The organism is Pedobacter sp. Leaf170 (assembly GCF_920984665.1).
Lineage (GTDB): Bacteria > Bacteroidota > Bacteroidia > Sphingobacteriales > Sphingobacteriaceae > Pedobacter.
Map to the genome: position 1 here is coordinate 1 of NZ_CAKLBP010000002.1, position 25,038 is coordinate 25,038.

Consider the following 25,038-nt stretch of genomic DNA (forward strand, 5'->3'; position numbering starts at 1 on the left):
GACATCCGCCGTTCTGATTTTTTTACCCTTCCTTTCGGTTGGGAGTGCAAAGGTAAGAATCTTTTTTTAACTTCCAAATAAAATAAATTTTATTTCTTCGTCGCCTTTTTCTTCTTAATCCCTCTTTTCAATATTTGTTCTTTTTCAGAACACCTGCTTCCTTCCGAAGTGGGTTGCAAAAGTAGAAAACTTTTCTCAATCACCAAATTTTATTTGAAAATAATTCCGGTAACCTTTTTTCATCTTTTCAACCTTTTCCTCTTCCTCCGAAGCGGGATGCAAAAGTAGGAAAATTATCCGCTTGCGCAAAGCCAGGGCCGCTTTTATTTGGATGGACAGTGGTAACTGCATGGATTTCAGGGAGAAAAATTTGAAACTTTTTTGATTCTGGTTTGTTTAGGGCGGGTTTCTGTGGTAAATTGATTGTTCAGGGTTGCAGGTGATTGCATAGGCGCCTATCATTTCCCGCTGACGTTCGCAGATAAAATAGCGCAGATTGAATAGGATTTTAAAGCTTAATGGATAAGTTTTCACTACCTAAGGAATCTAAGATAATCCAAGTAGCGAGTGTAAGCTCCATGTCTTGATACTCGATACGAAATACTATATACTAAGTACTATCGACTTAAAACTAGTTCACCATCTAAGGAATCTAAGATCATCCAAGTAGCGAGTGTAAGCTCTATGTCTAAGTACTCTATAATTAAATACTATATACTAAGTACTATCGACTTAAGACTAGTTCACCATCTAAGGAATGTAAGGTCAACCAAGTAGCGAGTGTAAGCTCTATGTCTAAGTACTCTATAATTAAATACTATATACTAAGTACTATCGACTAATGACTAAATCCACCATCTAAGGAATGTAAGGTCATCCAAGTAGCGAGAGTAAGCTCTATGTCTAAGTACTCTATAATTAAATACTATATACTAAGCATTATCGACTAAAGACTAGTTCACCATCTAAGGAATGTAAGGTCATCCAAGTAGCGAGTGTAAGCTCTATGCTTGATACTCGATACTTAATACTATATACTAAGCACTATCGACTTAAGACTAGTTCACCATCTAAGGAATGTAAGGCAATCTAAGTAGCGAGTGTAAGCTCTATGTCTTGATACTCGATACTTAATACTTGATACTAGCTTCTTAATACTTGATACTAACTACTGATTGGAAAACGGACAGATGTAAAATAAACCCGGGCGGAATGAAAAACCCGCAGGGAAGCGCAGCGAACCGAGGATTTGAAATGCAGAACGGGACGAACGTTAATTGGAAAACAGGAACATGCTTTTCAAAAAAAGATATTAATTATGTTTTAACTTATAAAGCAGATAAGAACATTTAAGATGTGTGTTCTGCTATTATTTACTGATACTTAGTTATTGTGTTTTGAAATTTGAATATTGAGAAATGCGCATTGGTTATTGTTACTTTTAAATAATTTTTAGTCGTTCTTCTTCTAAATCTATCTGGTATAATTGCTGGCGGATAATTTCTTCGTTAATTTTTGGGTCTTTGTTTAACTCCGTAAGGTAATGCCGCTGGCTCTCTAGCATTTCTACGAAAATTGATTTGGTCTGCTCATTCATCCAACTATCATCAGCGGCTTTAGAACGCTCTTCCCATTGCTTTAATATCCTTTCGATACCGGCATGACCCTGTAATTCGTTTTCATATTTAGTTTTAAGCTGCTCATAAACATGTTGCTTTAGTCCTTGTTTCATGGCCAGCCTGGTCGAATCTTCATTTTCTTCGCTAACGAGAGCATTAAGGAAGTGCATTCTTTTTATGAAATAGGGTAGGGTTAGGCCCTGTACCAAAAGTGTAAGCAATATAACCACAAAGGTGATAAACAGAATCAGGTTGCGATAGGGGAAAGGCTGATTATTTTCCATGGTAACGGGAATGGCTAAAGCCGCAGCGAGTGATACCACCCCCCTCATGCCCGTCCACCCGAGTAATAAAGGCATTAGCGCAAGCACCCGGCCAGAGGTTTTTGGCGCTGCACCCGGACGGAAGATTAAAGTTGCCAGCATTGCGGCATAAGAACTAATGATGCGGGCAGCCACTAAAACGCCGGTAACCAGAACGCCGTAACCAATAGCCGTACCCAAAGGAATGCCATCGGTTTTTAAACCATCTACAATTTCGGGAAGCTCTAAACCTATCAACAGGAAAACGATGCCGTTTAAGATAAAAACAAAGCTTTCCCACATGCTGTAGCCCATAATGCGACTGGCGCTGTTTAGGAAAATTAATCGCCTTGCCGACATAAATAAGCCACCGCTTACCACGGCCATTACGCCTGAACTATGCAATTGTTCTGCCACCCAATACATAAAATAGGGCTCAATAAGGGTAAGTGCAACATCAGAAGAGGCCTCGGTTGGTAAGCGTTTATGTGCTTCTACAAAAATCCACCCGAGTAGTAAGCCAATGGCGGCGCCACCAAGTACCATCCATAAAAAACTGGTTGCGGCATCTTGCCAGATAAACTGACCTGTACCTACCGCTACCAAACCAAAACGGAAGATAATAAGGGATGATGCATCATTCAAAAGACTTTCGCCCTCCAAAATCGCTGCCGTAGATTTAGGAATTTTCACAAACTTCATAATCGCACCGGTACTTACTGCATCGGGTGGAGAAACAATACCTCCCAATAAAAAGCCCAGAGCAATTGTGAAACCAGGAATGTAATAATTGGCAACCAGTGCTACCGATAGTGCAGTAAAAAAAACCACCAGAAAGGCAAAACTGCCAATTATCCGCCACCATTTTTTCATCTCTTTAAAAGAGATTGACCAGGCGGCCTCGAATAATAAAGGTGGAAGGAAAATAAAGAAAATAAGATTTGGATCGACCTGAACCCTTGGCATACCCGGTATGAAGCTTATGAGCAGTCCGCCAGCCACCAATAAAATGGGGTAGGCGATTTTTAGTTTAACCGCCCACATGTTTAACAATACAATTATGGCAACCATCGCCAGGAAAAAAGGTAGTGTAGAATGCATTTTAAAGCAGGAATATTTTTTAAAGGTTTACATCAAAACATCATTAACAGGCTGAATTGGCTTTGGCAATTCTGTTTCGCCTAAAATCTGCAGCATATCAATTTCGATGGTACGGCAAATAGACAGCATGGGCACATCTGTTGCTAAACCTTCGAAAGGGTTTTCAGAGTAATCGCCTATCAGTTCCATCACTACATAAATCCAACCTACAATGGTGCCGAAGGGAATCATGAGCCACACCCCTGCATCGCCCAGCTTGGCAAACTCTGCCACAATGCCCAAAGGCAATAGAAAAATGAAAATACAATTAAAAACAAAACTCAGGTTGGCATATTGACGAGGCAATGGAAACTTCTTGATACGCTCGGCCCTGCCCTGGTGATCGTAAAAATCGTTCAGCACGTTCTGCATATCTAACTGCCTGCGCATGTGTAGAAATTTTTGTGCCTCCAGTTCTGCCAGGTGTTGGGCATTTAAGTTGATGATATAAGTAGCCTTATTTGCCGCATTAGCCCATTCTGCTTCTTGACCAAAATAGTTTTGCTGCTGTTTCTCACTTAAAAAATTTTGAAACTGCCCGATGCCGAAGCGCTCCTGGCGTTGGGCCGCCAGGCGACCAAAAACATGTTTTAAACTTACATGCTCCCATTGGGTGGGCACAAGCAACTGCTCACGGAGGGTGTAAAGCCATGCAATGTGTTTATAAATCAGCTTTGTTTTTATGGCTTTAATTTCTGCAGCCGAATGCCCATCCTTCTGTACATAAGCATTTACCATAACCGCCCAGCTCCTGCTGCTGTTTACAATAGCACCCCAGATTTTGCGGGCTTCCCAAACCCTATCGTACGACTGGTTATTTTTAAAACCTACATAAAAAGCCACCGCGGTGCCTATTAAAGATACGGGCAACCAGGGGATAGAAATCCATTGCAAGCCAAGTTTATACAGCCAAGCGATGATAAACATGTAGGAAACCAACCACCAGAAATGATGACCTGCAAATTCTAAAAGACCTTTAAGGGTGATGTTTTTTCTAACCAGCATGCTTTAAAAAAAAAATAATCTGAATGCTTTAGCGGAAAAACTGCTAGGAAGTGTAAAACGGTAAACGTCATCCAGATAATAAATAAATATAATGGTTGCTATCGGGATGACAAAAAGATAGCAGGTTTTTGAATAGTTGTGCAAATATAGAATAGCTTTTTGAATATTTTAAATTGGATTTCAACATTGAATCTACAAGTTTCACAATTTCTTAATTGAGAAAGATATGCTGCATAGCGGGCAGAAGCAATCTGTTCCGGTACATCGCTGCCTTTAAAAAGTTATAAGAGGCATCTTAAATTTTGAAAATATTGGATTATACAGGCCTATTTATCCAATGATCAGCCTTCAAAATTTGTGCATCTAAGCAGGATTAAATACTTTAGCTTTGATAAAAAGAATTTAATAAAAATCCCCTAACCGTTGAGCTCGTTATTTCAAAAATACCTTATTGCCTTTGGCAGATTGAAACGCGGTGTTACAAAGTACGGTTTAGCACCACATAAGCCTGTACTTTTATTAAGCTTAATAGAGCTGATGGAAAAAGGCTTAGTTACGAATAACCAATTTGAAGTAAATGCCGATTTAGTGGCCACCTTTAAAAAAAACTGGCTATTACTGGTGCCTACTTTACATCAACCCGATTTTACGCAACCTTTTTATTATTTACAGAGCGAGAAAATAAATGGTCAATCCTTCTGGCTTTTACAAGCTAATTTAGGGATGCAAATTAATGCGCATGTTAAATCTGTTACCCGATTGAGCGAAATCTGTGCATTTGGTTATTTTGATGCTCCGCTATTTTTATTGATGAGCGATGCACAAAATAGGACCATTGCCACCAACCTATTGCTTGATGTTTATTTTGCAGAAAGTAAGGCTGCCTTCAATATGGCAAAACAGCAGGGCAAAGGTTACCTACACGATCAGGAAGATTTTGTATTAAATGAACCGGAGGCTAAATACAAAAGAGTAATTATAGATACTGAGGAAGATGTATTTGTAAGAAACGGACTGTTTAAAAAGCTGGTGCCAAAAATTTATGCAAACCAATGCAGTTTTACAGGCATGCAGCTCAGCAGTACATTCGGGCATAGTTTTGTTGATGCCTGCCACATTGTGCCTTTCAGCTTAACCCACAATGATAAGGTGACCAATGGCCTAGCACTTTGCCCAAACCTGCATCGTGCTTTTGATAGAGGATTGGTTTCCATTTCTAATGAATACAGCATTATGGTTTCTAAACACATTATCGAAAATGATAAACATACTTATGCTTTAGGTAATTTAGCCGGGCGAAAAATACTGTTACCGAATAAACACATTCATTTTCCTGAAATTGCAGCTGTGGAGTGGCATCGGGAAAATGTTTTTAAAGGTTAAAATTACAATGATGGAAAATACAGAAATATTCTTCGCATCCGAACAACCAACAACTTGCCCGAAGTGTGGCGTAAGAACCGAAATCATAGAGGATAAATCAATAAAGCAAAAACACGTTTGCCTTAATGAAGCATGTAATTATCAATTCATTTTGGAGTTCGATATTACAATATGAATTGGGCAGCGCTCATTAACCACTCACTAATTTGGCCGAATCCTTCCACAAGTAATTTGGAATAGGCTCTTGCAATTCCCATGTGATAGACATGGGTTTTGAACCTTCATATTTAATGAAATTAGCATCTCCAATAAAAACATAACCTTGGGTATTACCATATTGGTTACTTTTAGCCTCTCTTACAAAAAGCAATATCTTTTTACCTAACTTCTGGTGATTAATATAAGTTAAGCCTTTGCCACTATCACTTCTGGTTTGATTTTGAGATTGCCAGTGAAATAAGATCTCGTTAATGGCATAATCATCATATAGCGTAGTGGGAGAGAAATCTTCTTCCGACTTAGTCAGGTCTATAAAAAGTAATTCAGTATTTAAATCTTTGTTTTCTGCTACACCCTCGTGGTTGCTCGATTGACTGCTTAAAGTACTTAATCTAAAAGCAGCTAATACTTGGTCTCTTGTATACCTAGCATGACGTTTCAAAGGCTGTGCATAAGCTAGGTTAGTTAAATCATATTCCTCAAAATCTGTCTTGGCCAAACGATAGTTCAAATAGGAAATCATTTCAGCTACATAAGTTGCATTTCTACCAATTTCTTCAATGCTATCAATAAGGCTGCCGTCTGTATCTTTTTGCCAAAAATCATAGTGCAACATCAATAACATTAGTTCTTCGGTTTCGGAGAATTTTTTGCCTTTAATCACAAAATTCGCTTTAGCTAAATTAAGTAAAAAAGAAAAATAGCTGTGCGAACTTGTGCTTAACCACTTATTCTTCAGCATGGCATAATATAATTTTTGGTTTAATGGATTATAGTTTGCTATTACGTTTGCCTCATCACATAATTTAGACCAGCTGTTTCTCGCATAAACCAAATTGATATCTAGGTTATAGATATGCAGGAAATTAGCTAAAGTTAGTGGCAAATCGGTATGTTGCGCATAACTCTTAATTTTATGTATTAGGTTTTTTCTACTCAGATTAGTAGCCCGTTTAATATTGTCTAAAATAGTCTCTTTAGCCTGCTTCTCCAAAACTATTGCACAGCCCAAAGGCAAATGTGGAAAGTCGTTTTCAATCTCCTTTTGTACAGTAGTGTTTGTTTTACCTATTAGCGCCCTAAACTTTCCTTCAAAATCGTATTCGGAATGGGCATTACCTACAAAATCCAATACAGTAAGTACATCCTTTCCTTCATGTAATCTTAGGCCTCTTCCAAGTTGCTGCAAAAAAATAGTTAAGCTTTCTGTAGGCCTTAAAAACAATAGCGTATCTATCTCCGGAATATCTATGCCTTCATTTAAAATATCCACCACAAACAAGTAGTTTATCTGCTTGGTTCGCAAATGCATCAAAGCGAGGCTACGGTTTTCGCTACTGGTATCACTAATCAAAGCTTTAGATTTCAATCCGGCCTTATTAAATCGTTCGCTCATAAATACCGCATGGTCTTTAGATACACAAAAGCCTATCGCGATCAAATCCTCAAAATCTTTAGTGTACTTTTGTAGATTTTTGATAATCTCACCCACTCGTCTATGATTAGCCGTATATACTTTGCTCAATTCACTAGCTACATATCTTCCTTTTTCCCATCTTACTTGCGATAAGTCTGTGCTATCAGCAATAGCAAAGTACTGAAAAGGTGTGAGCAGTTTCTGGTTTAATGCCTCCGGCAAACGTATTTCTGCAGCAATATGGTTATCAAAATATGGTAAAATGCTTTCGCCGTCCATACGCTCTGGCGTGGCGGTAAGCCCTAAAAGAATTTGCGGTGTAAAATACTTAAGCGCCTTTCGATAACTATTAGCGGTAGCGTGGTGCCCTTCATCTACAATAATATAATCGTAATAATCTGTACTTACTTTCATCAACTCCAACTGATTGTTGAGCGTTTGTACAGAGGCAAAAACGTGTCTCTTATCAGTAAACTCCAATCCATCCACCCAAAGTTCGGCAAAGTTGGCATCACGTAAAATATTTCTGAAAGTATGGCGGGCTTGTAGAAGTATCTCTTTTCGATGTGCAATAAAAAGAAAAGTTGCATTAGGGTTTTGCTGCCTAAACCGCTTAAAATCAAAAGCCGAGATCATGGTCTTTCCAGTACCTGTTGCCGCTACAATAAGGTTTTTAAACCTACCATGAATATGGCGTTCTACTTGTAATTTCTCCAATACCTCCAATTGGTAATGGTAGGGTTTAATATCAAAAAAGTTAATGATGCCCTCTTCTGCTTTTCCAATCCGATTGTTTTTAATGGCACCGCTAAGCTTTTCGTAATGGAATTGATCATCGTAAAGTTCAAACTCTGCATGCTGCCAGTAAGATTCGAAAGTCTTCTGAAACTTTGCAATAATGTGGGGAATCTCTTTAGTCGTAATCTTCACATTCCATTCTAAGCCATCGGTTAAAGCAGACCTCGAAAAGTTGGAAGAGCCAATATAGCCTGTATGAAATCCAGAATTCCTGTAAAACAGATAAGCCTTAGCGTGCAACCGCTCTTTATCTACATTATAAGAAATCTTAATTTCCGTGTTGGGAAGTTTGGCTAATTCTCTAATCGCCTTCGCATCCGTAGCCCCCATGTAGGTGGTAGTAATTACCCTTAACTGGCCACCATTGGCCGTAAAATCTTCAAATGCGGCTTTCAAAATTACTATGGCTTTCCATTTGATAAAGGAAACTAATAGATCAATGCGATTTGCTGAAGCTATTTCTTTTTTAAGTTCGCTTTCTAAAGACAAACCTACATTGCCACCAGTAAAAAGTTCACTTTGTGTAAGTCTGGTCTGTGGAGTAATCTCCTTTAAGCGCAGGTCTAAATCACTATATTGATTGTCTATGGTGGTAAAAACGGCCTTTAGGATTGTTGCCTCAGCATCTATAATATCATCTTTGAAATCATATTGCGCTATCTCTTGCTGTAAAAGAATTATAATTTTATTCGCAATTTCAATCTGCTTAACAACATCTTTTTTAATTAAACTAAATGCCTGCTGCATGGCCGAACTTAAATGTTGGGCCAATATTCTTGAGGCTTCCTCTTTATCTATCGGGGCGGTATTAATATAAAATGATTGCCTGTCTAAGCTGTCAAGCTTAGCCTTAAGTACCCCTGTAATTAACTGTTCGTATATGCCTAAGTTCATTGATATAATTCCATTAGCTCTTTCACTACGGGCACATCTGCCGCTGCCCAATCATACGCCATGAGGTTGGCTATCTTTTCCCATTTTACTTGCATGTGCTCTATGGCGTTAAGTTCACCACTCTCATACTCACAAATAAAAGGATAAAGACGCAACGAGAAATCTGAGTAGTGGTGTATAACATCCGTTAAACCTTTTCCAATGCTGATTTCTAGACTTAATTCTTCTTTAATTTCCCTCGCCAGGCAAGCTGCTTTACTTTCTCCCGCCTCTACCTTTCCGCCAGGAAATTCCCATTTCAAAGGTAATATCATATTTGCGCTACGTTGCGCAATCAATACATGGTTATCCTTAAAAATGATGGCGCAAGTAACTTCGAGCATTAATTAGTTTTTGGTTTTCTAAAGTAAGATAAATTTGTGAAAAGGTAAACCCAGTATTGGATTGAAGTAAGTGAGCGCCATTCCCGAAGGCGTGCTTTATAAAACATTGTCATTAATACTTGCTTTATCTAAAATATAGAAACACTAAAATTGGCTAAGGAAATTTTAATGATGATTCGGCACGCCCGGCAGGATAAAAATTTTAAATTTATTTGGCTACTTGTCTTGATTCAACCGGGAATAAAGGAGTGAAGTATAAGCCACTCCCAACTCTCCAAATGGGATAGCGAGGCGAATTCTTTCATATCTAAAATAGTGTTGCCGAACTTTAGGGAACTGGGGGTGAAATTTAGCACCCTGTATACATTCCCAACTGGGGAACCCGTACAGATTTAGCTTTGGTGAAGGTGCGGCAGGCGGATTGGAGGCTTTAAGCATAAAAAATCTGAGATAGGAGATTCCAGAACAAGAAAACTAGCGAATACTTGGAACTTTGTTAGCCCTAGGCCAGCCGGTTAAGCTAAATCTAAAACATAAAGACCATCAACCTGATTGGATTGATGGTCTTTTAATGTAGCCCCGAGCAGAATCGAACTGCTATCTAAAGTTTAGGAAACTTCTATTCTATCCGTTGAACTACGGGGCCAAGCCGATTTACAAAGATTTTAAAAATTCTTTACCTTTCCCAGACTTGTAATACTTTTCTTTATCTCTTGCAGCAATTCTGCCTTTAATCTGTTCTGTATAAATTAAAACCCAAGGCTTGTATCCCTTTGAAGACTTTGTTTTACCAACATTATGTTCATGTAACCGCTTTTCTACATCAGATGAAAAGCCAACATATATTCGTCCGTCTATTTCACTCTTTATTGCATAAACATAAAAAATATCCATATCTAAAGTTTAGGAAACTTCCCTGCCTGCCGCAGGTAGGTATTCCCTACCAAAGGTAGGCAAGTATCCGTTGAACTACGGGGCCAAACCGATTTACAAATTTGGATTTTAGATATAAATATTTCTACCGCAATCTTCAGCCTTTTCTATCGTATTACACTACCTTCTGTAAACTGTTCTGCAGGTGCGACAAAAGTAAGTTTTCCTGCTGAATTTTCAGCCATTAAAATCATGCCTTGCGATAAAATGCCTTTAATTTCTCTGGGTGCCAGATTTACAATCATACTTACCTGTTTACCAACAATATCTTCAGGTTTATAATATTCGGCTATGCCTGATACTACGGTGCGCTCATCGATACCAGTATTTACCGTAAGTTTCAAAAGCTTTTTAGTTTTTTCTACCTTTTCGGCAGCAATAATGGTTGCTACACGTATATCCATTTTAGAAAAATCATCAAACTGGATGTTTTCTTTAGCTAGCAATGCTTGCGCTGGTACCGCATTAGCTGTTTTACTCTGGTTAAGTTTTTCAATCTGGAAGTCGATTGCTGCATCTTCAATTTTCTCAAATAAAAGTACCGCTTCATTGATGGTATGACCACGTTTAATCAATGTTGAAGAACCGGCTTCAGACCACTCCTGCCTACCATTGTTTAGCATCTTCATTAATTTATCAGACGTGAAGGGCATAAATGGTTCAATCAAAAGCTGCAGGTTGGCACAAATTTGCAAAGAAATATTAAGAATGGTACGAACCCTGTCCTCATCCGTTTTAATTAATTTCCATGGCTCGGTTTCGGCTAAATATTTATTTCCTAAACGGGCAACATTCATCACTTCTGATAGCGCTTCTCTAAAACGATAGTTTTCGATAGACGCAGATATTTTACCCGGGAAAGTTGCCAGTTCGTCAATAACAGCCTGATCTTGCGGAGTAACCTGCATTAAGGTGGGCACAATACCATTAAAATATTTATGTGTAAGTACGGTAACACGATTTACAAAATTCCCTAAAATTGCAACCAGTTCGTTATTGTTTCTGGCCTGAAAATCTTTCCAGGTAAAATCGTTGTCTTTAGTTTCTGGTGCCGTAGCGGTTAATACATATCGCAAAACATCCTGCTTGCCTTCAAACTCTCTCAAATATTCATTTAACCAAACTGCCCAGTTTTTTGAAGTCGAGATTTTTTGTCCTTCGAGATTTAGAAATTCGTTAGCAGGTACATTATCGGCTAAGGTATAATCGCCATGCGCCATTAACATTGCAGGGAAAATGATACAGTGGAATACGATATTATCCTTACCGATGAAGTGAACTAACTTTGTTTCATCGCTCTTCCAGTATTCTTCCCATCCGCATTTATCACTTTCATAATTATTGATGTAATATTCTTCAGCTTTTGGATTCCATACATCAAGCTTTGCGTAATTACAAAGTTCTTTAGTGGCAGAAATATATCCGATAGGTGCATCAAACCAAACATACAATACTTTGCCTTCTGCACCACGAACAGGTACACGGATGCCCCAATCTAAATCGCGGGTCATGGCACGGGGTTGTAAACCGGCATTTAACCAGCTCTGGCATTGGCCGTAAACATTTGGCCGCCATTCTTTATGGCTTTCTATATAAGCCCTTAAGCGTTCTTCATATTTATCAAGTGGCAAAAACCAGTTTTTAGTTTCCTTTAAAATGGGTTTATTGCCCGATAAGGTAGATTTTGGATTGATTAAATCTGTTGCATTAAGCGTTGAGCCACAGTTTTCGCATTGGTCGCCATAAGCATTTTCATTGCCACAATTCGGGCAGGTTCCGGTAATATATCTATCGGCTAAAAATTGTTTGGCCGTTTCATCATAGTATTGTTCGGTTACTTCTTCGGTAAAAACACCTTTATTGTAAAGCGTTTCAAAAAAATCGGCAGCCGTTTGGTGGTGTGTTGAAGATGATGTACGGTGGTAAATATCAAAAGAAACTCCAAATTCTTTAAAAGAATCGCCAATAATTTTATGGTATTTATCCACAACTTCTTGCGGCGTAATGCCTTCTCTTTTTGCCTTTAACGTTATCGGAACACCATTTTCATCAGAGCCACATACAAATTTTACATCTCTTTTGTTGGAGCGAAGGTATCTCGCATATATATCTGCCGGTATGTAAACACCCGCCAAATGACCAATATGAACCGGCCCGTTGGTGTAAGGGAGTGCTGCCGTAACCGTATATCTTTTTATTTTACTATTATCCAAAACAAATTATTTATTTTGGCAAAGATAAGTGTTTTGAACATGATAAAGCAGCCCCCATATTTAAAAAAAGGTGATAAGATTGCCATTGTTTGTCCGGCGAAGAAATTACCAAAACCAATTGACTATGCCATAGCGCTTTTAGAGCGTTGGGGCCTTGAAGTGGTAATTGGTAAAAGTGTTTATGCAGAATCCCATCAGTTTGCCGGCACAGATGAGTTGAGGGCAGCAGATATACAGCAATTTCTGGATGATAAAGAGATTAAAGCCATAATTGCCGGCAGGGGTGGTTATGGCAGCATCCGTATTATTGATGAACTGGATTTCTCTACATTCGAAAAAAGCCCGAAATGGATTATTGGCTTTAGCGACATTACGGTTTTGTTGTCTCATATATTTGCAAAATATGAAACACAGTCGATGCACGCACAAATGCCTTATACATTTGAAGAGGCAACGCCAGAATCTTTGCTTTCTTTGAGAAAGGCAATTTTTGGAGAAACGCAGTCCTACGAATACGAAAGTAGCTTTCAAAACAGAGCTGGAGCAAGTACCGGCGTATTAATTGGCGGAAACCTTACATTGCTTTGCTTTCTGGCGGGTTCTGCCTCTGAGATAGATTATGATGGTAAAATTCTTTTTATTGAAGATGTTGGAGAGCAGGAATATTCGATAGACAGAATGTTAAGAATGCTTAAACGGGCAGGTAAATTAGCAAAGCTTAAGGGCTTAATAATTGGTGCTTTTAATGAGATATCAGAAGAAAAGATACCATTCGGGCAAACGGCCGACGAGGTAATTTGGGATATTGTAAAAGATTACGATTATCCGGTATGTTTTAATTTCCCGAGCGGGCATATAGATAATAACTTAACAATGATAGTTGGTGCAAAAGTTAAGCTAGATGTAGAAAACAACAAAGTAAAATTTAAATATATATAAGCTATGGCGATATTAGATAATTTAGGAAAATACAGAAATACGGGTTTATTACTGCTGAGGATAGGCATAGGCATTATGTTTATTGTTCATGGTTTCCCGAAACTAGCCGGCGGACCGCAAGGTTGGGAAAGCCTGGGTGGAAGTATGAAAGTAATCGGCATTAATTTTATGCCTGTATTTTGGGGATTTATGGCAGCCGTTACCGAAACTTTTGGTGGCTTTTTATTAATTGTTGGCTTGTTTTATCGTCCTGCTTGTATTTTATTGGTTTTTACGATGATTATTGCCGCATTGGTTCATTTTGGCAAAGGTGATGGCTTGGGCGGAGCAAGCCATGCAATAGAAATGGCGATAGTATTTTTCAGTTTGATTTTTATTGGCCCGGGTAAATATAGTGTAGATAAAAAATAGGTAGATTTTTGATAAACAATAAAGGGTCGGCAAATAGATTGCCGACCCTTTATTGTTTAAATGATCTTTCAGATTAATTCTGAACTATTAATTTATTGTTTTGGACTTCCAAAGAAGCTATTGGCCAGATGTAGCCTGCAGTATTAAAAGGAATAGCAGGAGCTGTTCCTTGAGAACCGCTTTTAGCCACAAATCCTAAACCTAAACGCATCACATCAGGCGAACGTAAACCTTCACCTAATAATTCAATTCTTCTTTCTGTTAGGATTGTATTTTTAAGGTTTGTCGGTAGTAAATCTGCTGCCGGGAATACGTATGATGGATTAGATCTCTGTCTTACCGCAGTTAAAAGTGCGATTGCTCTGGTTGGATCTGTTGCAGCACTTGCCTCAGCTAAGTTTAATAATACCTCCGCATAACGAATTACTGGAACGTAATCTGTATAAGGTGAAGGACGTTTAAATTTGGTTAAATAAGTATTCGCTCCAGAAATTAAAGTTAAACCCTTTCTTGCATCGGTAGATCCTGTAGCAAAGGCTGCATTTCCAAAAATACCGCTTGGATTTAAGAAAAATTCCTGATTACCTCCAGCACTATTAATTTCGACATTGTAGTAGTAAGCTAACTGATTTTGAGTGCCTGGCGCATCTAGGTCAGCCATTGGAAAAGTTAACATAACCTCATCGCCAGTATAGTTACCACCAAAAACTGTAGCAATGTTAGCTTCTAATTTATTGGTTCTACCGGTAGTTGCAGTAAATGGAAATGTTGTGCTTACAATTTTATTTGCTTCTGAAATTACAGAAGGTAAATTTCCCATGGATAGATAAACCCTTGTTTTCAATGCAATTGCTGTATTTCTGGTTGCCTTTGTAGCCGCGCCAGTTAATGCTAAATCTGGTTCTGCTTCATCTAAATCTTTTAAGACTTGAGTATAAACTTCAGCAACGGTACTACGCTTTAGATCATTACCTGTTAAATCTTTTTCAGCTTTTAATCTCAATGGCACACCTAAACTTGCACCATTATCTGTGATGAAAGGTTTTGCATACAATTGCAATAAGCTATAATAAGATAAAGCTCTTAAAAACTTAGCTTCAGCAATATATTGTTTAGATAATGCAGGAGTTAACAAAGAAGCATTCGCGGTTACCCCCTCAATTACCAGATTTGCCCGGTTAATTGCTGCATAAACTGCTCCCCACAGATTATTTACCTCATTTGTTTGAGAAGTGAGGTTAAACCTCCACGTATCTAAACCTGTAACACCATTTGGTTTATTTACAACAAATTCTTCTCCCCGTATATCATTGTAAATTAGATATCTGCCACCGTAAAAGTTACCGTTCTTTACGCCAGCATAAATACCATTTACTTGCGATAAAATTCTAGCTGGATTAGAGAAAGCTTCCTCAATCGGTAATGCTGTATCAGGTGCTGTATTTAAAAAATCTTTCTTGCATGAGGTGGCAAACAATATGGGTGCCGCAACAAAGAGATATTTTATATTGTTATTTAATTTAATTTTCATAATCGCTAATTTTTAAAATCCAACATTAAGCCCAAAAGTGAATGTTCTGCCAGAAGGCACTGAGTTTCTATCAACACCCGGAGCAAGGTTTCCACTATTACCCGTAGCCGTTGAGTTTCCATTAACTGAAACCTCTGGGTCAGGACCTGGGTAATTAGAAATTATCCAAAGGTTGCTTGATTGTGCATATACTCTAACACTTGAAATACCATATTTTGATAAGAAGTTTTGAGGTAAGGTATAACCTAAAGCAAGGTTACGCACTTTCAAGAAATTACCTGAGAATACGTTTTGAGATTGAGCAAAGGCCGACCCATTTGATGTATTATCTCCATAAACTAAACGAGGAATATCGGTTACTTGTCCTGGAGTTGTCCATCTGTTCAACACATCTTTTTCATTATTCCAGAAACGTTGATCGCGAAGGCCTGCTAATGAACCGTAATAGATTTTATTTCCACCAGAGAAAGTTAGACCTAAGGTTAAATCAAAGTCTTTGTACCTAAAGTTATTATCTAAACCACCAAACCATTTTGGTATTGATGGGCCGATGATTTGAGCATCTAAAGCAGCATCAATAGCTGGTGCATTTTGCCCTGCTTTAGCGCCGTCTAAATATTGATAACGGGCAGCAGTTGCTCTCTGGAAGCTAAATCTCAATCTTTCTCCGTTTCTATTGATGAAAATGCGCTCACCAGTAGCCGGGTCAACACCATCAGTTTTTACTGTATAAATAGATCCGATTGGATAACCTACACGGGTAATGTTTGCAGTTTCTAACTGAGTTGCACCAAACAAATCCGCGTTATTATTACCTAAAGCAGTAACCTCATTTTTTAAGGTACTAAAAGTAAGTGTTGTATTCCAACTAAAATTATCAGTATTGATGTTCTTCGAGTTAAAGGTAAACTCAAAACCTTTGTTATACATTGCACCTACGTTTGTTGTAATCGCATTACCCGGTACACCTTTTGAAGGCGCCTGAGGAGCAAATTGAACAAGATTATTTATGTCATTATGATAATAATCTACATCTAATGAGAAGCGACCGCTTAAAAACTCTAAGCTTAAACCAATATCAGTTTTTTTACTGGTTTCCCATTGTAGGCTTGGATTACCTGCCTGAGAGAAAGATAAAGCCGGATCAGCACCATATAAACCTGGGCTATATAAAAATAATGCAGGATAATTACCGATGTTAATGTTACCTACTTCCCCATAACTTCCACGTAATTTAATACGGCTAACTACTTTACTAAACCCTGAATCTTTATAGAAGTTTTCTTCAGAAATTGCCCATCCAGCAGAAGCACCACCAAAGTTACCGTATTTATTACCAGCAGATAAACCAGAATAACCATCACGGCGAAACGAACCTGTTAAGTAATATCGTTTTTTATAATCATAATTAACGTTAGCAAAATACGAACGGAAAGTATTATCTCCTTGAACCAATCCCGCAGGTGTAATAATTCCGAAAGCACCCTGGTAAACCTGAATAAATGGATCAATCACATTTTGTCTAGTAGCTCCATATCCTTTTGATGATGTAGATTGGTCTTCTGCTCCAACAAGTAAACCTAAGCTATGATCTCCAAATGTATTGTTATAATTTAAAGTGTTTGCCCAGTTCCATCTGTTATTTCTAACAAAATTACTTGTAGCGCCACCATTGTAGGCAACACCATCACCTTGCAAACGGTTAACGAATGAGTTGTTATCAATTTTTAAATTATCTAAACCATAAGTGGTTTTGAAAGTTAAACCTTTTGCTAACTGAATGGATGCATAAACGTTTGCAATGATACGGTCGCTTTCTGAGGTATTGTAATCTTCATTAACCAATACTGCAGCATTTGGAAAATTTGATGCAATTGTATTTGCGCCTAAACCTACTGCAGAACCATTCATATTGTAAGAACCATCCTCATTAAATGGCGAAACGTTTGGAGGCAATACTATAGCTAAACGACCTAAACCTACTGTAGAGAAGGTTTGACCCGGTAAAGAGCCTGTATTAGGCGCCTTATTAAAAGTATTACTGTAAGAGAAATTAGTTCCAATCGTTACTCCTTTAAATAACTTGTGGTCTAAATTAACACGGCCACTTTTGCGATCAAATGAGTTGGCTTGAATAAAACCTTCTTGTTTACTATAACCAAGAGATACATAATATGATGTCTTTTCAGTTGCACCAGAAAAATTTAATGCATGGTTTTGTGAAGTTGCTGTTCTATAAGCATAATCATACCAGTCTGTATCAACCTGAGTACCATCAGATTTAGTTTGCAGAAAAAAAGCTGGCGCTAGACCAATATTTGTTCTTGCTTCATTTTTAATTTGCACATATTCAGCTGCATTTAACAAAGGAGTTAAATTTTGGGCTTTAGTAGAACCTACCCAGCCTTCATAATTAACACGTGTATTGCCTTGCTTACCTTTTTTAGTGGTTATAACAACAACACCGTTTGCCGCTCTTGAACCATAAATTGCTGAGGAAGCGGCATCCTTTAAAATGTCTATACTTTCAATATCAGCCGGGTTAATATCTCCTAATGCGTTGCCTGCCGCACTATTGCCAGATTGATCACCAGTAAAAACCGGGATACCATCAACAATAACTAATGGATATGAACTTAATGAGATTGAGTTAAAACCACGAACCCTAAATACTGGTGGATTATTTAATACACCATTTGGTTGAATGATGTTAACACCTGCGGCCTTGCCGGCCAAAGCTTGTTCAAAACTCTGAATTGGTTGGTTTTTTAGTTTTTCTGCACCAACACTGGCGATTGAACCTGTTACATCTCTTTTAGATTGAGTGGTGTAACCAGTTACAACTACATCTGTTAAAGTTTTAGCATCTGTATCTAATATTATATTAATTGAAGATGAAGCTAAGCTTCTGCTTTGTGTTAGGTAGCCAATTGATGAGAACTCAATTGTACCTGTTTTTAAGGAAGTTTTTAAAGCATACTTTCCATCTGCTCCAGTAGTGGTACCAATATTGGTTCCTTTAATTTTTACACTTACTCCAGGTATTGGTTGCCCATCATCCTTTCCGGTAACTGTTCCTGTAATTGTTCTTTCCTGCCCAAAAGCGCTTATTGCGATTAAGAGCATTATGAACAAACTTTGTAGTCGTTTTTTCATAAAGTTTAAGTTTAGTCTGATTAATTAAATCCTAATATAGAGGAAATTACAATGTAATGCAATTATTACCCAAAAAATGTATAGTGTTTAAGTAGACTTAATTTTTATGTAAAACGATTTAGAGTGAATTAGAACTATTAAAAACTACAAGTGCCAATTTTTTTTCAAAAAAAAAAGGAGGCAAAATTTGCCTCCTTTTTTTTGAAACTACTGTTTAAGGATTTTGATTACCAGGTCCGATTGCCGGATTTGAATCAATTTCGGCTTGTGGAATAGCCCACTGCCATTCCGGTCCTCCGGCAGGAACTGATAAAACTCCTGATAAAGCAACTGTTGCATTACCACCATTTCTATCTAAAGGTGCATTCATTCTTTTTAAATCAAAAAATCTGAATCCTTCGCCCCATAGTTCAACCCTACGCTGAACTAAAATTTCGTTTAAAAGTGCTACACCAGTATTTGTTGAAAGTACATAATTAGCGTCTCTATTTTTAGCCAATGTAAACAATACATTTTTAGCTGTCGCTTCTTCTGCAGTCGCACCGGCAATAGCTAATCTTTGTCTTGCTTCTGCTTCAATTAAAAACATTTCTGCAACACGCATATTTACAACATCACCTACACTCGTTGTACCTGCAACAGCAAATTTTCTTTGTCTGTAACTTGCAGTTGCATTAGTAACTACACCAACTGGTAAAGAAAAAGCAGTGTTTGTTCCTGTTGGGTCCCATAAACCTTTACGAACATCTGTTGACGTAATTTGATTATACAATGCTGAATTGATTCGCTTAGGGTTAGTTCTGTTAGCTGTTGAGTTAAAAGTACCTAAGTAAGCAAAAAATGAATAAAAGTAAGTGGTTTGGTCTTCTTGCTGCTTACTTCCCCACATCCATTCCTGATTTGTATAACTATTAAAGCCAGATAAGTACTCAGCATTTGTCATTAAAGTTAAGCCAGTTCTAGCTTCCAAAGCATTTTGAGCCGCGATAGCCCATTTACCCTGCGTTAATGCTACTCTTGCTTTTATCCCTTTAGCAACATTGATGTTGAAATGTGATTTATTTGGTCTAACGGTTGCGCCTGCAAAACTTGCAATAGCTGCATCCAAATCAGCGTTAATTTGTGCATAAACGGCTTCAACACTCGCCCTTGGTTTTCCTGGTTTTTCATCAACTTTAGAGGTATTTGAAATAGGCACGCCAGCCTGAGTGTTGTTTCCAGCAGCATCATATCGTTTACCAAAAACCTGAACCAAAACAAAATGAGCCCATGCCCTGTAAGTTAGTGCCTCTCCTTTAATTGCCTTTTTATCAGCATCACTACCATCAGCAGCATCGATATTATCAATAATTAAGTTTGCATTAGTAATGATTCTATAATAAAATGTATAAATGAACGAGTTATTACCATTTGTAGCACTTCTGTGTGTAACCCACTTGTGAACACCGAAGGCAGTAGTACTTACTGTATTTACAATATCCTCACCCATATAATCAATATTTAGGTTCACGGCACCCTGTCCACCTTCCTCTTGTCTTGAATATTGAATGTATAATGAACGGTGAATTCCGTTCAAAGCAGCCATTGCATTTGTTGTTGTAGTAAAAACGGCATCACTAGATACTGCATCAGTTGGTGCAGTTACCAGATAGTCCTTTTTACACGCACCCATTGTCAGTGTAAAAACCGCCAACGGAAAAAGTATTTTATTTAAATTTTTCATGAGTTTTTGTTTTAAAATGACGCGTTAATACCAAAACTAAAAATGCGTGTTGGTGTATATGTATTACTATTAACACCAGTAAAACTTTCAGAGGTATCTAATCCTTTACGTTTAGATAAAAGGAATAAATTCTCGCCTGATGCGTAAACATTCGCTTTGCTTAATCCAATTTTACCTATAAATGTTTTTGGTAAATTATAACCCAATACTGCTGATCTCATGTTTAAATAAGATGCATCAATAAGAAATCTGGTCGATGTTGCATTATTGAAAGTAGAACGACCTATATCCAATCTAGGTACATCTGTTACGTCGCCAATTTGTTTCCATGAATTTAACGCATCTACGTGTAAAGAGCCTCCGTAACCAGCATATGACATTAATGATTGGTATGTTGAATCATAAAATTTACCGCCAACCTGATAGTTCATTATTACAGATAGAGAGAATGCCTTATATGTAAAGCTGTTGGTAAAACTACCAAAATAGCTTGGCAATGCAGCGCCTGAGTAAGCATATAGCGCATTATTTGAGTTTATTGTATAACTCTGACCGTTTACTGTTCTGGTATCGGCAGCTGCACTCGGGTTAAGAGGATTGATCAAATAAAGTGAAGCTCCGTCTGTTGGATCAACACCAGCCCATTGACGTAACCAAAATTCATATCTCGAATAACCCACTGACAATTGCTTAGTTCCATCAATAATCGTTGGTGTTTCATCAGGCATTTTAGTAATTCTGTTTTTTACTTTTGACCAGTTGATATCTAATGCCCATTTAAAATCATCTGTTTTAATTACATCACCACCAATGTTAATCTCTAAACCTCTGTTCCACATTTTACCGATGTTCTTTTGGAATGTACCAGTACCGCTACCAATCCCTAAACCTGAAGATAATGGAAGGGGAACATTGAATAATAAATCGCTTGATTGTTTGCTAAAAACTTCAAAAGTACCATGCAATCTGTTTTTAAATAAACCAAATTCTAGCGCAGCATCGATTTGAGTTTGAGTTTCCCAAGTAATATTTGGGTTTGCAAGGCTTTGTAATAAAATACCTGGTTCAGCAGAGTTATTGTAATCCAACGAATATAATGATCTTTCAAGATTTAAACCCGGTAAGCCATCATTACCTAATGAACCATAAGATGTTCTTAGTTTTAAATAATTAACCCAACTTACAGGTTTTAAGAAATTTTCTTCACTGATAATCCAGCCAGCACTACCCGAATAGAAATTACCCCATCTTAAACCAGGACCCCATTTAGAAGAACCATCACGACGGAATGAACCAGAAAGAAAATATTTCGAATCGTAATCATAATTTACTCTAGTAAATACGGCTTCCTTACGATAATCATTTAAATATGAGTTTAAATCACTTGTTGTTGCAAAATTTATTAACTCGCTGTTACCATCTAAAATTTGAGTATTACGAGCACCAGTTAAATACTTGTAAGCATAATCATAGTTATTATGTGCTAACAAAACATCGAATGTGCTTTTACCTACTTTTTTGTTATATGTTAATAATTGCTCAATGGTGTATGTTGTAGTTGTAGTAGAAGTATTTCTTGCTCTACCATTAGGAGCACCATCACCAACGATTTTGTTTTGATAATCAGCAAAGCTGTAGTTAGTAATATCAACACCTAAATTAGCTCTTAACTTGAAATCCTTAAGAAAAGAAACTTCACCGTAAGTTCTTGCACCCAATACGTTTCTCTTAATTTGAGTTGAATTTAATAGTGTTTCTTGCAAAATATGTCTACCTGCGTAAGCTCCTGAAGGACGATTTGGAATACCTAAAACAGTTAACAAATTACCTGTATCATAAATACGTCCACCTTTAGCATCCAACAAAAACTCACCTGTTGTTTGGTTATGCGCATATAACGGATAAATTGGCCCTATATAACGAGAAAAATTAAATGGATTTACAATACTGCCACTTCCATCAGCATCTGCCTGATTAGATTTAGTAATATTAGCGGTTATGTTTAATCCCGTTTTAAACCAACTCATTGGTCTTGAATTAATTGTTACACGACCATTAATTCTATTAAAATCTGATCTGACGATATAGCCTTTTTCGGTTAAGTAACCTAAGGATGCATAAAAATCAGATTTCTCAGTTGCGCCACTGTAAGATAATGAATAATCACCTCTTGTGCCTGTTCTCAATAACGGCGATCTCCAGTCTAAATCATCACCATAAAGTAATGAAGCATTTGGATTAATTAACCCATCATTACCAACTATTGCATTATCGGCAACATTAAATGGATTGTTTAGTAATAGCCCTTTGATATCATTTGTTGCTCTGGTATTTGCTGTTGCTAACGGAATTCCGGTGCCTGTTACCGGGTAAACTAAGCTATTACGATAAGCTTGCCACGCTAATGGATAATATTGATAAGCATCAACCGTTTCATACTCCGGAATACCACGTGAAGTTACACCTTGAATAACTCTAAAATCCAATTGTTCTTTACCTTTTCTTCCTTTTTTGGTAGTGATTAACACAACACCATTACCGGCGCTTGAACCGTATAAAGCAGAAGAAGCAGCATCCTTCAATACAGAAATACTTTCCACATCATCTGCACTGATGTTACTTATATTTCCAGAATACTGAATACCATCCACGATATATAATGGATCGTTTGATGCAGAGATTGAGCCAAAGCCCCTGATTCTAATGGTTGGTCCAGAACCTGGTTGGCCACTACCTGCATTTAATTGAACACCCGGAGCAGCACCTGCTAGTGCACTATTGATGTTTGTAATTGGTCTCTCAGCGATTTTTTCACCTCCAACTGTAGAAACCGAACCTGTGTTTTTACCTTTAGTTGTTGTTCCATAAGCAACGTTAATAACAACATCCTGAAGATTCGTTGCGTCGCCATCAAGGCTTACATTTGAAATGTTAGATGAAGTTAAAGCTACAGTTTTAGTAACATAACCAATAAAAGTAAATTGAAGGCTTTTTGTAGATGATGAAATTCTTAAAGAATATTTACCATCATTTCCAGTTACGGCACCAGTTTGGGCGCCAACTGCTTTTACACTAACTCCCGGGATTGGATTTCCATCCTCTGTTGACGTTACTGTACCAGTAATCGTTCGGTCTTGAGCCATTGCATTAAATGCAACAAACAAAAGCACGAACAAACTTTGTAGAAGTTTTTTCATGAAATTTAAATTAGTTGTTTGATTTTGGGCGACAATATAAGGATAATATTGCCCTCAGAAGGTTTTTAATTGTAAAAAAGTGATTTTAGCATATAGTAACCACTAAAATATAATTTTAGTGTAATTCTAGAAATTAATTACGGATAAAATAGACAGTATTCTAATTAGTTTATTGTTATAATATTCATTAACAAAAAATGGAGCAATTAATTGCTCCATTTTTTGTTAATTATAGGCTAAATAAATGGCCCAATATTTATCCTCTAAATTACCATCCTGGGTTTTGAACGATATTTGGATTTAGAATTAAATCATTTGTAGGGAATCCCCAAACAAACTTAGGATCTGTTGCAGAGATAGTTAGACCAGTAAAACCAGTTCCTTGTACAACAGCGCCGGCTACCTGAGCAGCACCTCTGGTAAAACCTAGACCCCAACGTTTTAAGTCCCAAAGATGAAAACCATCGAAATTTAATTCACGTGTGCGCTCTGCCCTAACTTCTGTTGTTAATGCAGCTCCAGTAAGACCAGACAAAGCGCCTAAGCCACGAGCTGTACGTAATCCGTTCAATGCCGTTAAGGCATCAGAAGCATTAAGATTTGAAGCGGCTTCAGCAGCAATCGTGTAAACTTCCCCAATACGGAAGACCTTATTGGCATTTTGATAGTTTGTAAATGTAGTAGTAAATAAACCCGGATTACCTGGAAACTTATTAACTAACCACACATTGTTATATCTAACGCCCTGAATTTGAATTAACTTTTGTTCAAAATACACATTCTTGCGTAAATCTGCAGCATCATAACTATCAACGACAGGCTGAGTTGGAATAAAATCTGGTTGGAAGAAACCACCAGCTCCATTTAAGCCTAAATAAATTGCATTAGTATTAACTGTTTCAGTAAGGGTTGCATTAATACGCATAATATCTTCCTGAGTTGCATCAGTTGCCCAATAAGATTTTAAACCAGCAGCTGTGTTGTAAAGTGGATATCTGCCAGATGTTATCAAGGTATTTGCGGCAGCATAAGCACCAGCCCAATCTTGAATAGCAAGTTTAACTCTAGCCTCAAAAGCCAAAACAGCATCAGGAGTAAAATATCTTGCCCCTCTTACGTTTGCTCTTTTGTTCAAGCTTTTCGCAATCGCTAAATCTGACAATATAAGATCATAAACAGCTTTTAAGCTTGCTCTTGCTGGTTTAGCGTTCAAATCAAATTCTGTAACTAATGGAACACCTAAATCATTAGCTGCAGTTGCTGGATTATATGCTTTTGCAAATCTACTAGCTAATTCATGATAATAATAAGCTCTCATCATACGTGCGTCTGCTTTATACGTATTCAAGCTATCTGTTTGTGCGCCTGCAGTTGCCTGAATTTGCTCAAAACCTTTTATCATTACATTTATATTTGATAGACCACTGTAATAAGATGCATAAACACCAGAGAAGTCATCAGCATTTAAAAAAGTACCCCAACGATGAAAAGAGCCATTTCTATTACCAAAATCACCGGATGCATTTAACTGATCTCCTTGAACCTCTTGCGGAATATTAAATGTTCCATATGTACGAGCCCTGAAGGCACTGTATAGGCCAGTATTCCAATATTTTGCATCTTGAACAGTATTGAAGCCTGTTGTAATATCAATAGCATCATACGGCTTTAAATCCAGCTTTTTACAAGAAGTAATAGCCGTTAAAATCATTGCCGCGCCAACTAATCCTAAAATTATTTTTTTCATAACTTTATTTATCTTAAAGTATATTTCT

The 25,038-nt window shown here is 37.5% G+C and carries 14 protein-coding genes and 1 tRNA gene; 3 read left to right on the forward strand and 12 right to left on the reverse strand.

Annotation, left to right across the window (positions count from 1 at the left end; genetic code table 11):
* Positions 1-1,441: 1,441 nt before the first annotated feature.
* A complete protein-coding gene (locus tag LUA90_RS05060; RefSeq protein ID WP_231490520.1) occupies positions 1,442-3,022 on the reverse strand; it encodes a Na+/H+ antiporter in 1,581 nt (526 codons plus the stop codon).
* A 27-nt stretch (positions 3,023-3,049) separates the two neighbouring features.
* The gene (locus LUA90_RS05065) at positions 3,050-4,066 is read right to left on the reverse strand and encodes a bestrophin family protein (RefSeq protein ID WP_231490521.1); all 1,017 of its coding nucleotides are present in this window, start codon (positions 4,064-4,066) and stop codon (positions 3,050-3,052) included.
* A gap of 423 nt (positions 4,067-4,489) precedes the next feature.
* Between LUA90_RS05065 and LUA90_RS05070 the strand changes: the two genes are divergently transcribed.
* Positions 4,490-5,449, forward strand: coding sequence for an HNH endonuclease (locus LUA90_RS05070; RefSeq protein ID WP_231490522.1), 960 nt, complete (start codon positions 4,490-4,492; stop codon positions 5,447-5,449).
* Positions 5,450-5,639: 190 nt separating this feature from the next.
* Here the strand turns inward: LUA90_RS05070 and LUA90_RS05075 are convergent, their stop codons facing one another.
* The 5 genes from LUA90_RS05075 to metG all read right to left on the reverse strand — a co-directional run bounded on the left by LUA90_RS05075 (position 5,640) and on the right by metG (position 12,306).
* A complete protein-coding gene (locus LUA90_RS05075; protein ID WP_231490523.1) occupies positions 5,640-8,777 on the reverse strand; it encodes a DUF3427 domain-containing protein in 3,138 nt (1,045 codons plus the stop codon).
* The gene (locus LUA90_RS05080) at positions 8,774-9,160 is read right to left on the reverse strand and encodes a (deoxy)nucleoside triphosphate pyrophosphohydrolase (protein ID WP_231490524.1); all 387 of its coding nucleotides are present in this window, start codon (positions 9,158-9,160) and stop codon (positions 8,774-8,776) included. Before LUA90_RS05080 ends, LUA90_RS05075 begins: the two co-directional genes overlap by 4 nt.
* A 574-nt stretch (positions 9,161-9,734) precedes the next feature.
* Positions 9,735-9,806, reverse strand: a tRNA-Arg gene (locus LUA90_RS05085).
* 8 nt (positions 9,807-9,814) lie between these two features.
* Entirely contained in the window at positions 9,815-10,054 is a 240-nt protein-coding gene (locus LUA90_RS05090; RefSeq protein ID WP_231490525.1) for a GIY-YIG nuclease family protein, read from the reverse strand.
* A gap of 146 nt (positions 10,055-10,200) precedes the next feature.
* Positions 10,201-12,306: a methionine--tRNA ligase gene (gene metG, locus LUA90_RS05095; RefSeq protein ID WP_231490526.1), complete on the reverse strand. Its 2,106-nt coding sequence runs from the start codon at positions 12,304-12,306 to the stop codon at positions 10,201-10,203.
* A gap of 39 nt (positions 12,307-12,345) precedes the next feature.
* Between metG and LUA90_RS05100 the strand changes: the two genes are divergently transcribed.
* Positions 12,346-13,245, forward strand: a complete 900-nt coding sequence (locus tag LUA90_RS05100) for an LD-carboxypeptidase (RefSeq protein WP_231490527.1) — start codon at positions 12,346-12,348, stop codon at positions 13,243-13,245.
* A gap of 3 nt (positions 13,246-13,248) precedes the next feature.
* Positions 13,249-13,656, forward strand: a complete 408-nt coding sequence (locus tag LUA90_RS05105; protein WP_231458501.1) for a DoxX family protein — start codon at positions 13,249-13,251, stop codon at positions 13,654-13,656.
* A 73-nt stretch (positions 13,657-13,729) separates the two neighbouring features.
* Here the strand turns inward: LUA90_RS05105 and LUA90_RS05110 are convergent, their stop codons facing one another.
* From LUA90_RS05110 to LUA90_RS05130, 5 genes are all read right to left on the reverse strand, one after another.
* Positions 13,730-15,187 carry a RagB/SusD family nutrient uptake outer membrane protein gene (locus LUA90_RS05110; RefSeq protein WP_231490528.1) on the reverse strand — a complete coding sequence of 486 codons (1,458 nt, stop codon included), beginning with the start codon at positions 15,185-15,187 and terminating at the stop codon, positions 13,730-13,732.
* A gap of 12 nt (positions 15,188-15,199) precedes the next feature.
* Positions 15,200-18,343, reverse strand: coding sequence for a TonB-dependent receptor (locus tag LUA90_RS05115; RefSeq protein ID WP_231490529.1), 3,144 nt, complete (start codon positions 18,341-18,343; stop codon positions 15,200-15,202).
* Positions 18,344-18,557: 214 nt separating this feature from the next.
* Complete coding sequence (locus tag LUA90_RS05120) at positions 18,558-20,066, reverse strand: RagB/SusD family nutrient uptake outer membrane protein (RefSeq protein WP_231490530.1); 1,509 nt, start codon at positions 20,064-20,066, stop codon at positions 18,558-18,560.
* 11 nt (positions 20,067-20,077) lie between these two features.
* The gene (locus LUA90_RS05125; RefSeq protein ID WP_231490531.1) at positions 20,078-23,263 is read right to left on the reverse strand and encodes a SusC/RagA family TonB-linked outer membrane protein; all 3,186 of its coding nucleotides are present in this window, start codon (positions 23,261-23,263) and stop codon (positions 20,078-20,080) included.
* A 268-nt stretch (positions 23,264-23,531) separates the two neighbouring features.
* Positions 23,532-25,010 carry a RagB/SusD family nutrient uptake outer membrane protein gene (locus LUA90_RS05130; RefSeq protein ID WP_231490532.1) on the reverse strand — a complete coding sequence of 493 codons (1,479 nt, stop codon included), beginning with the start codon at positions 25,008-25,010 and terminating at the stop codon, positions 23,532-23,534.
* Positions 25,011-25,038 lie beyond the last annotated feature (28 nt).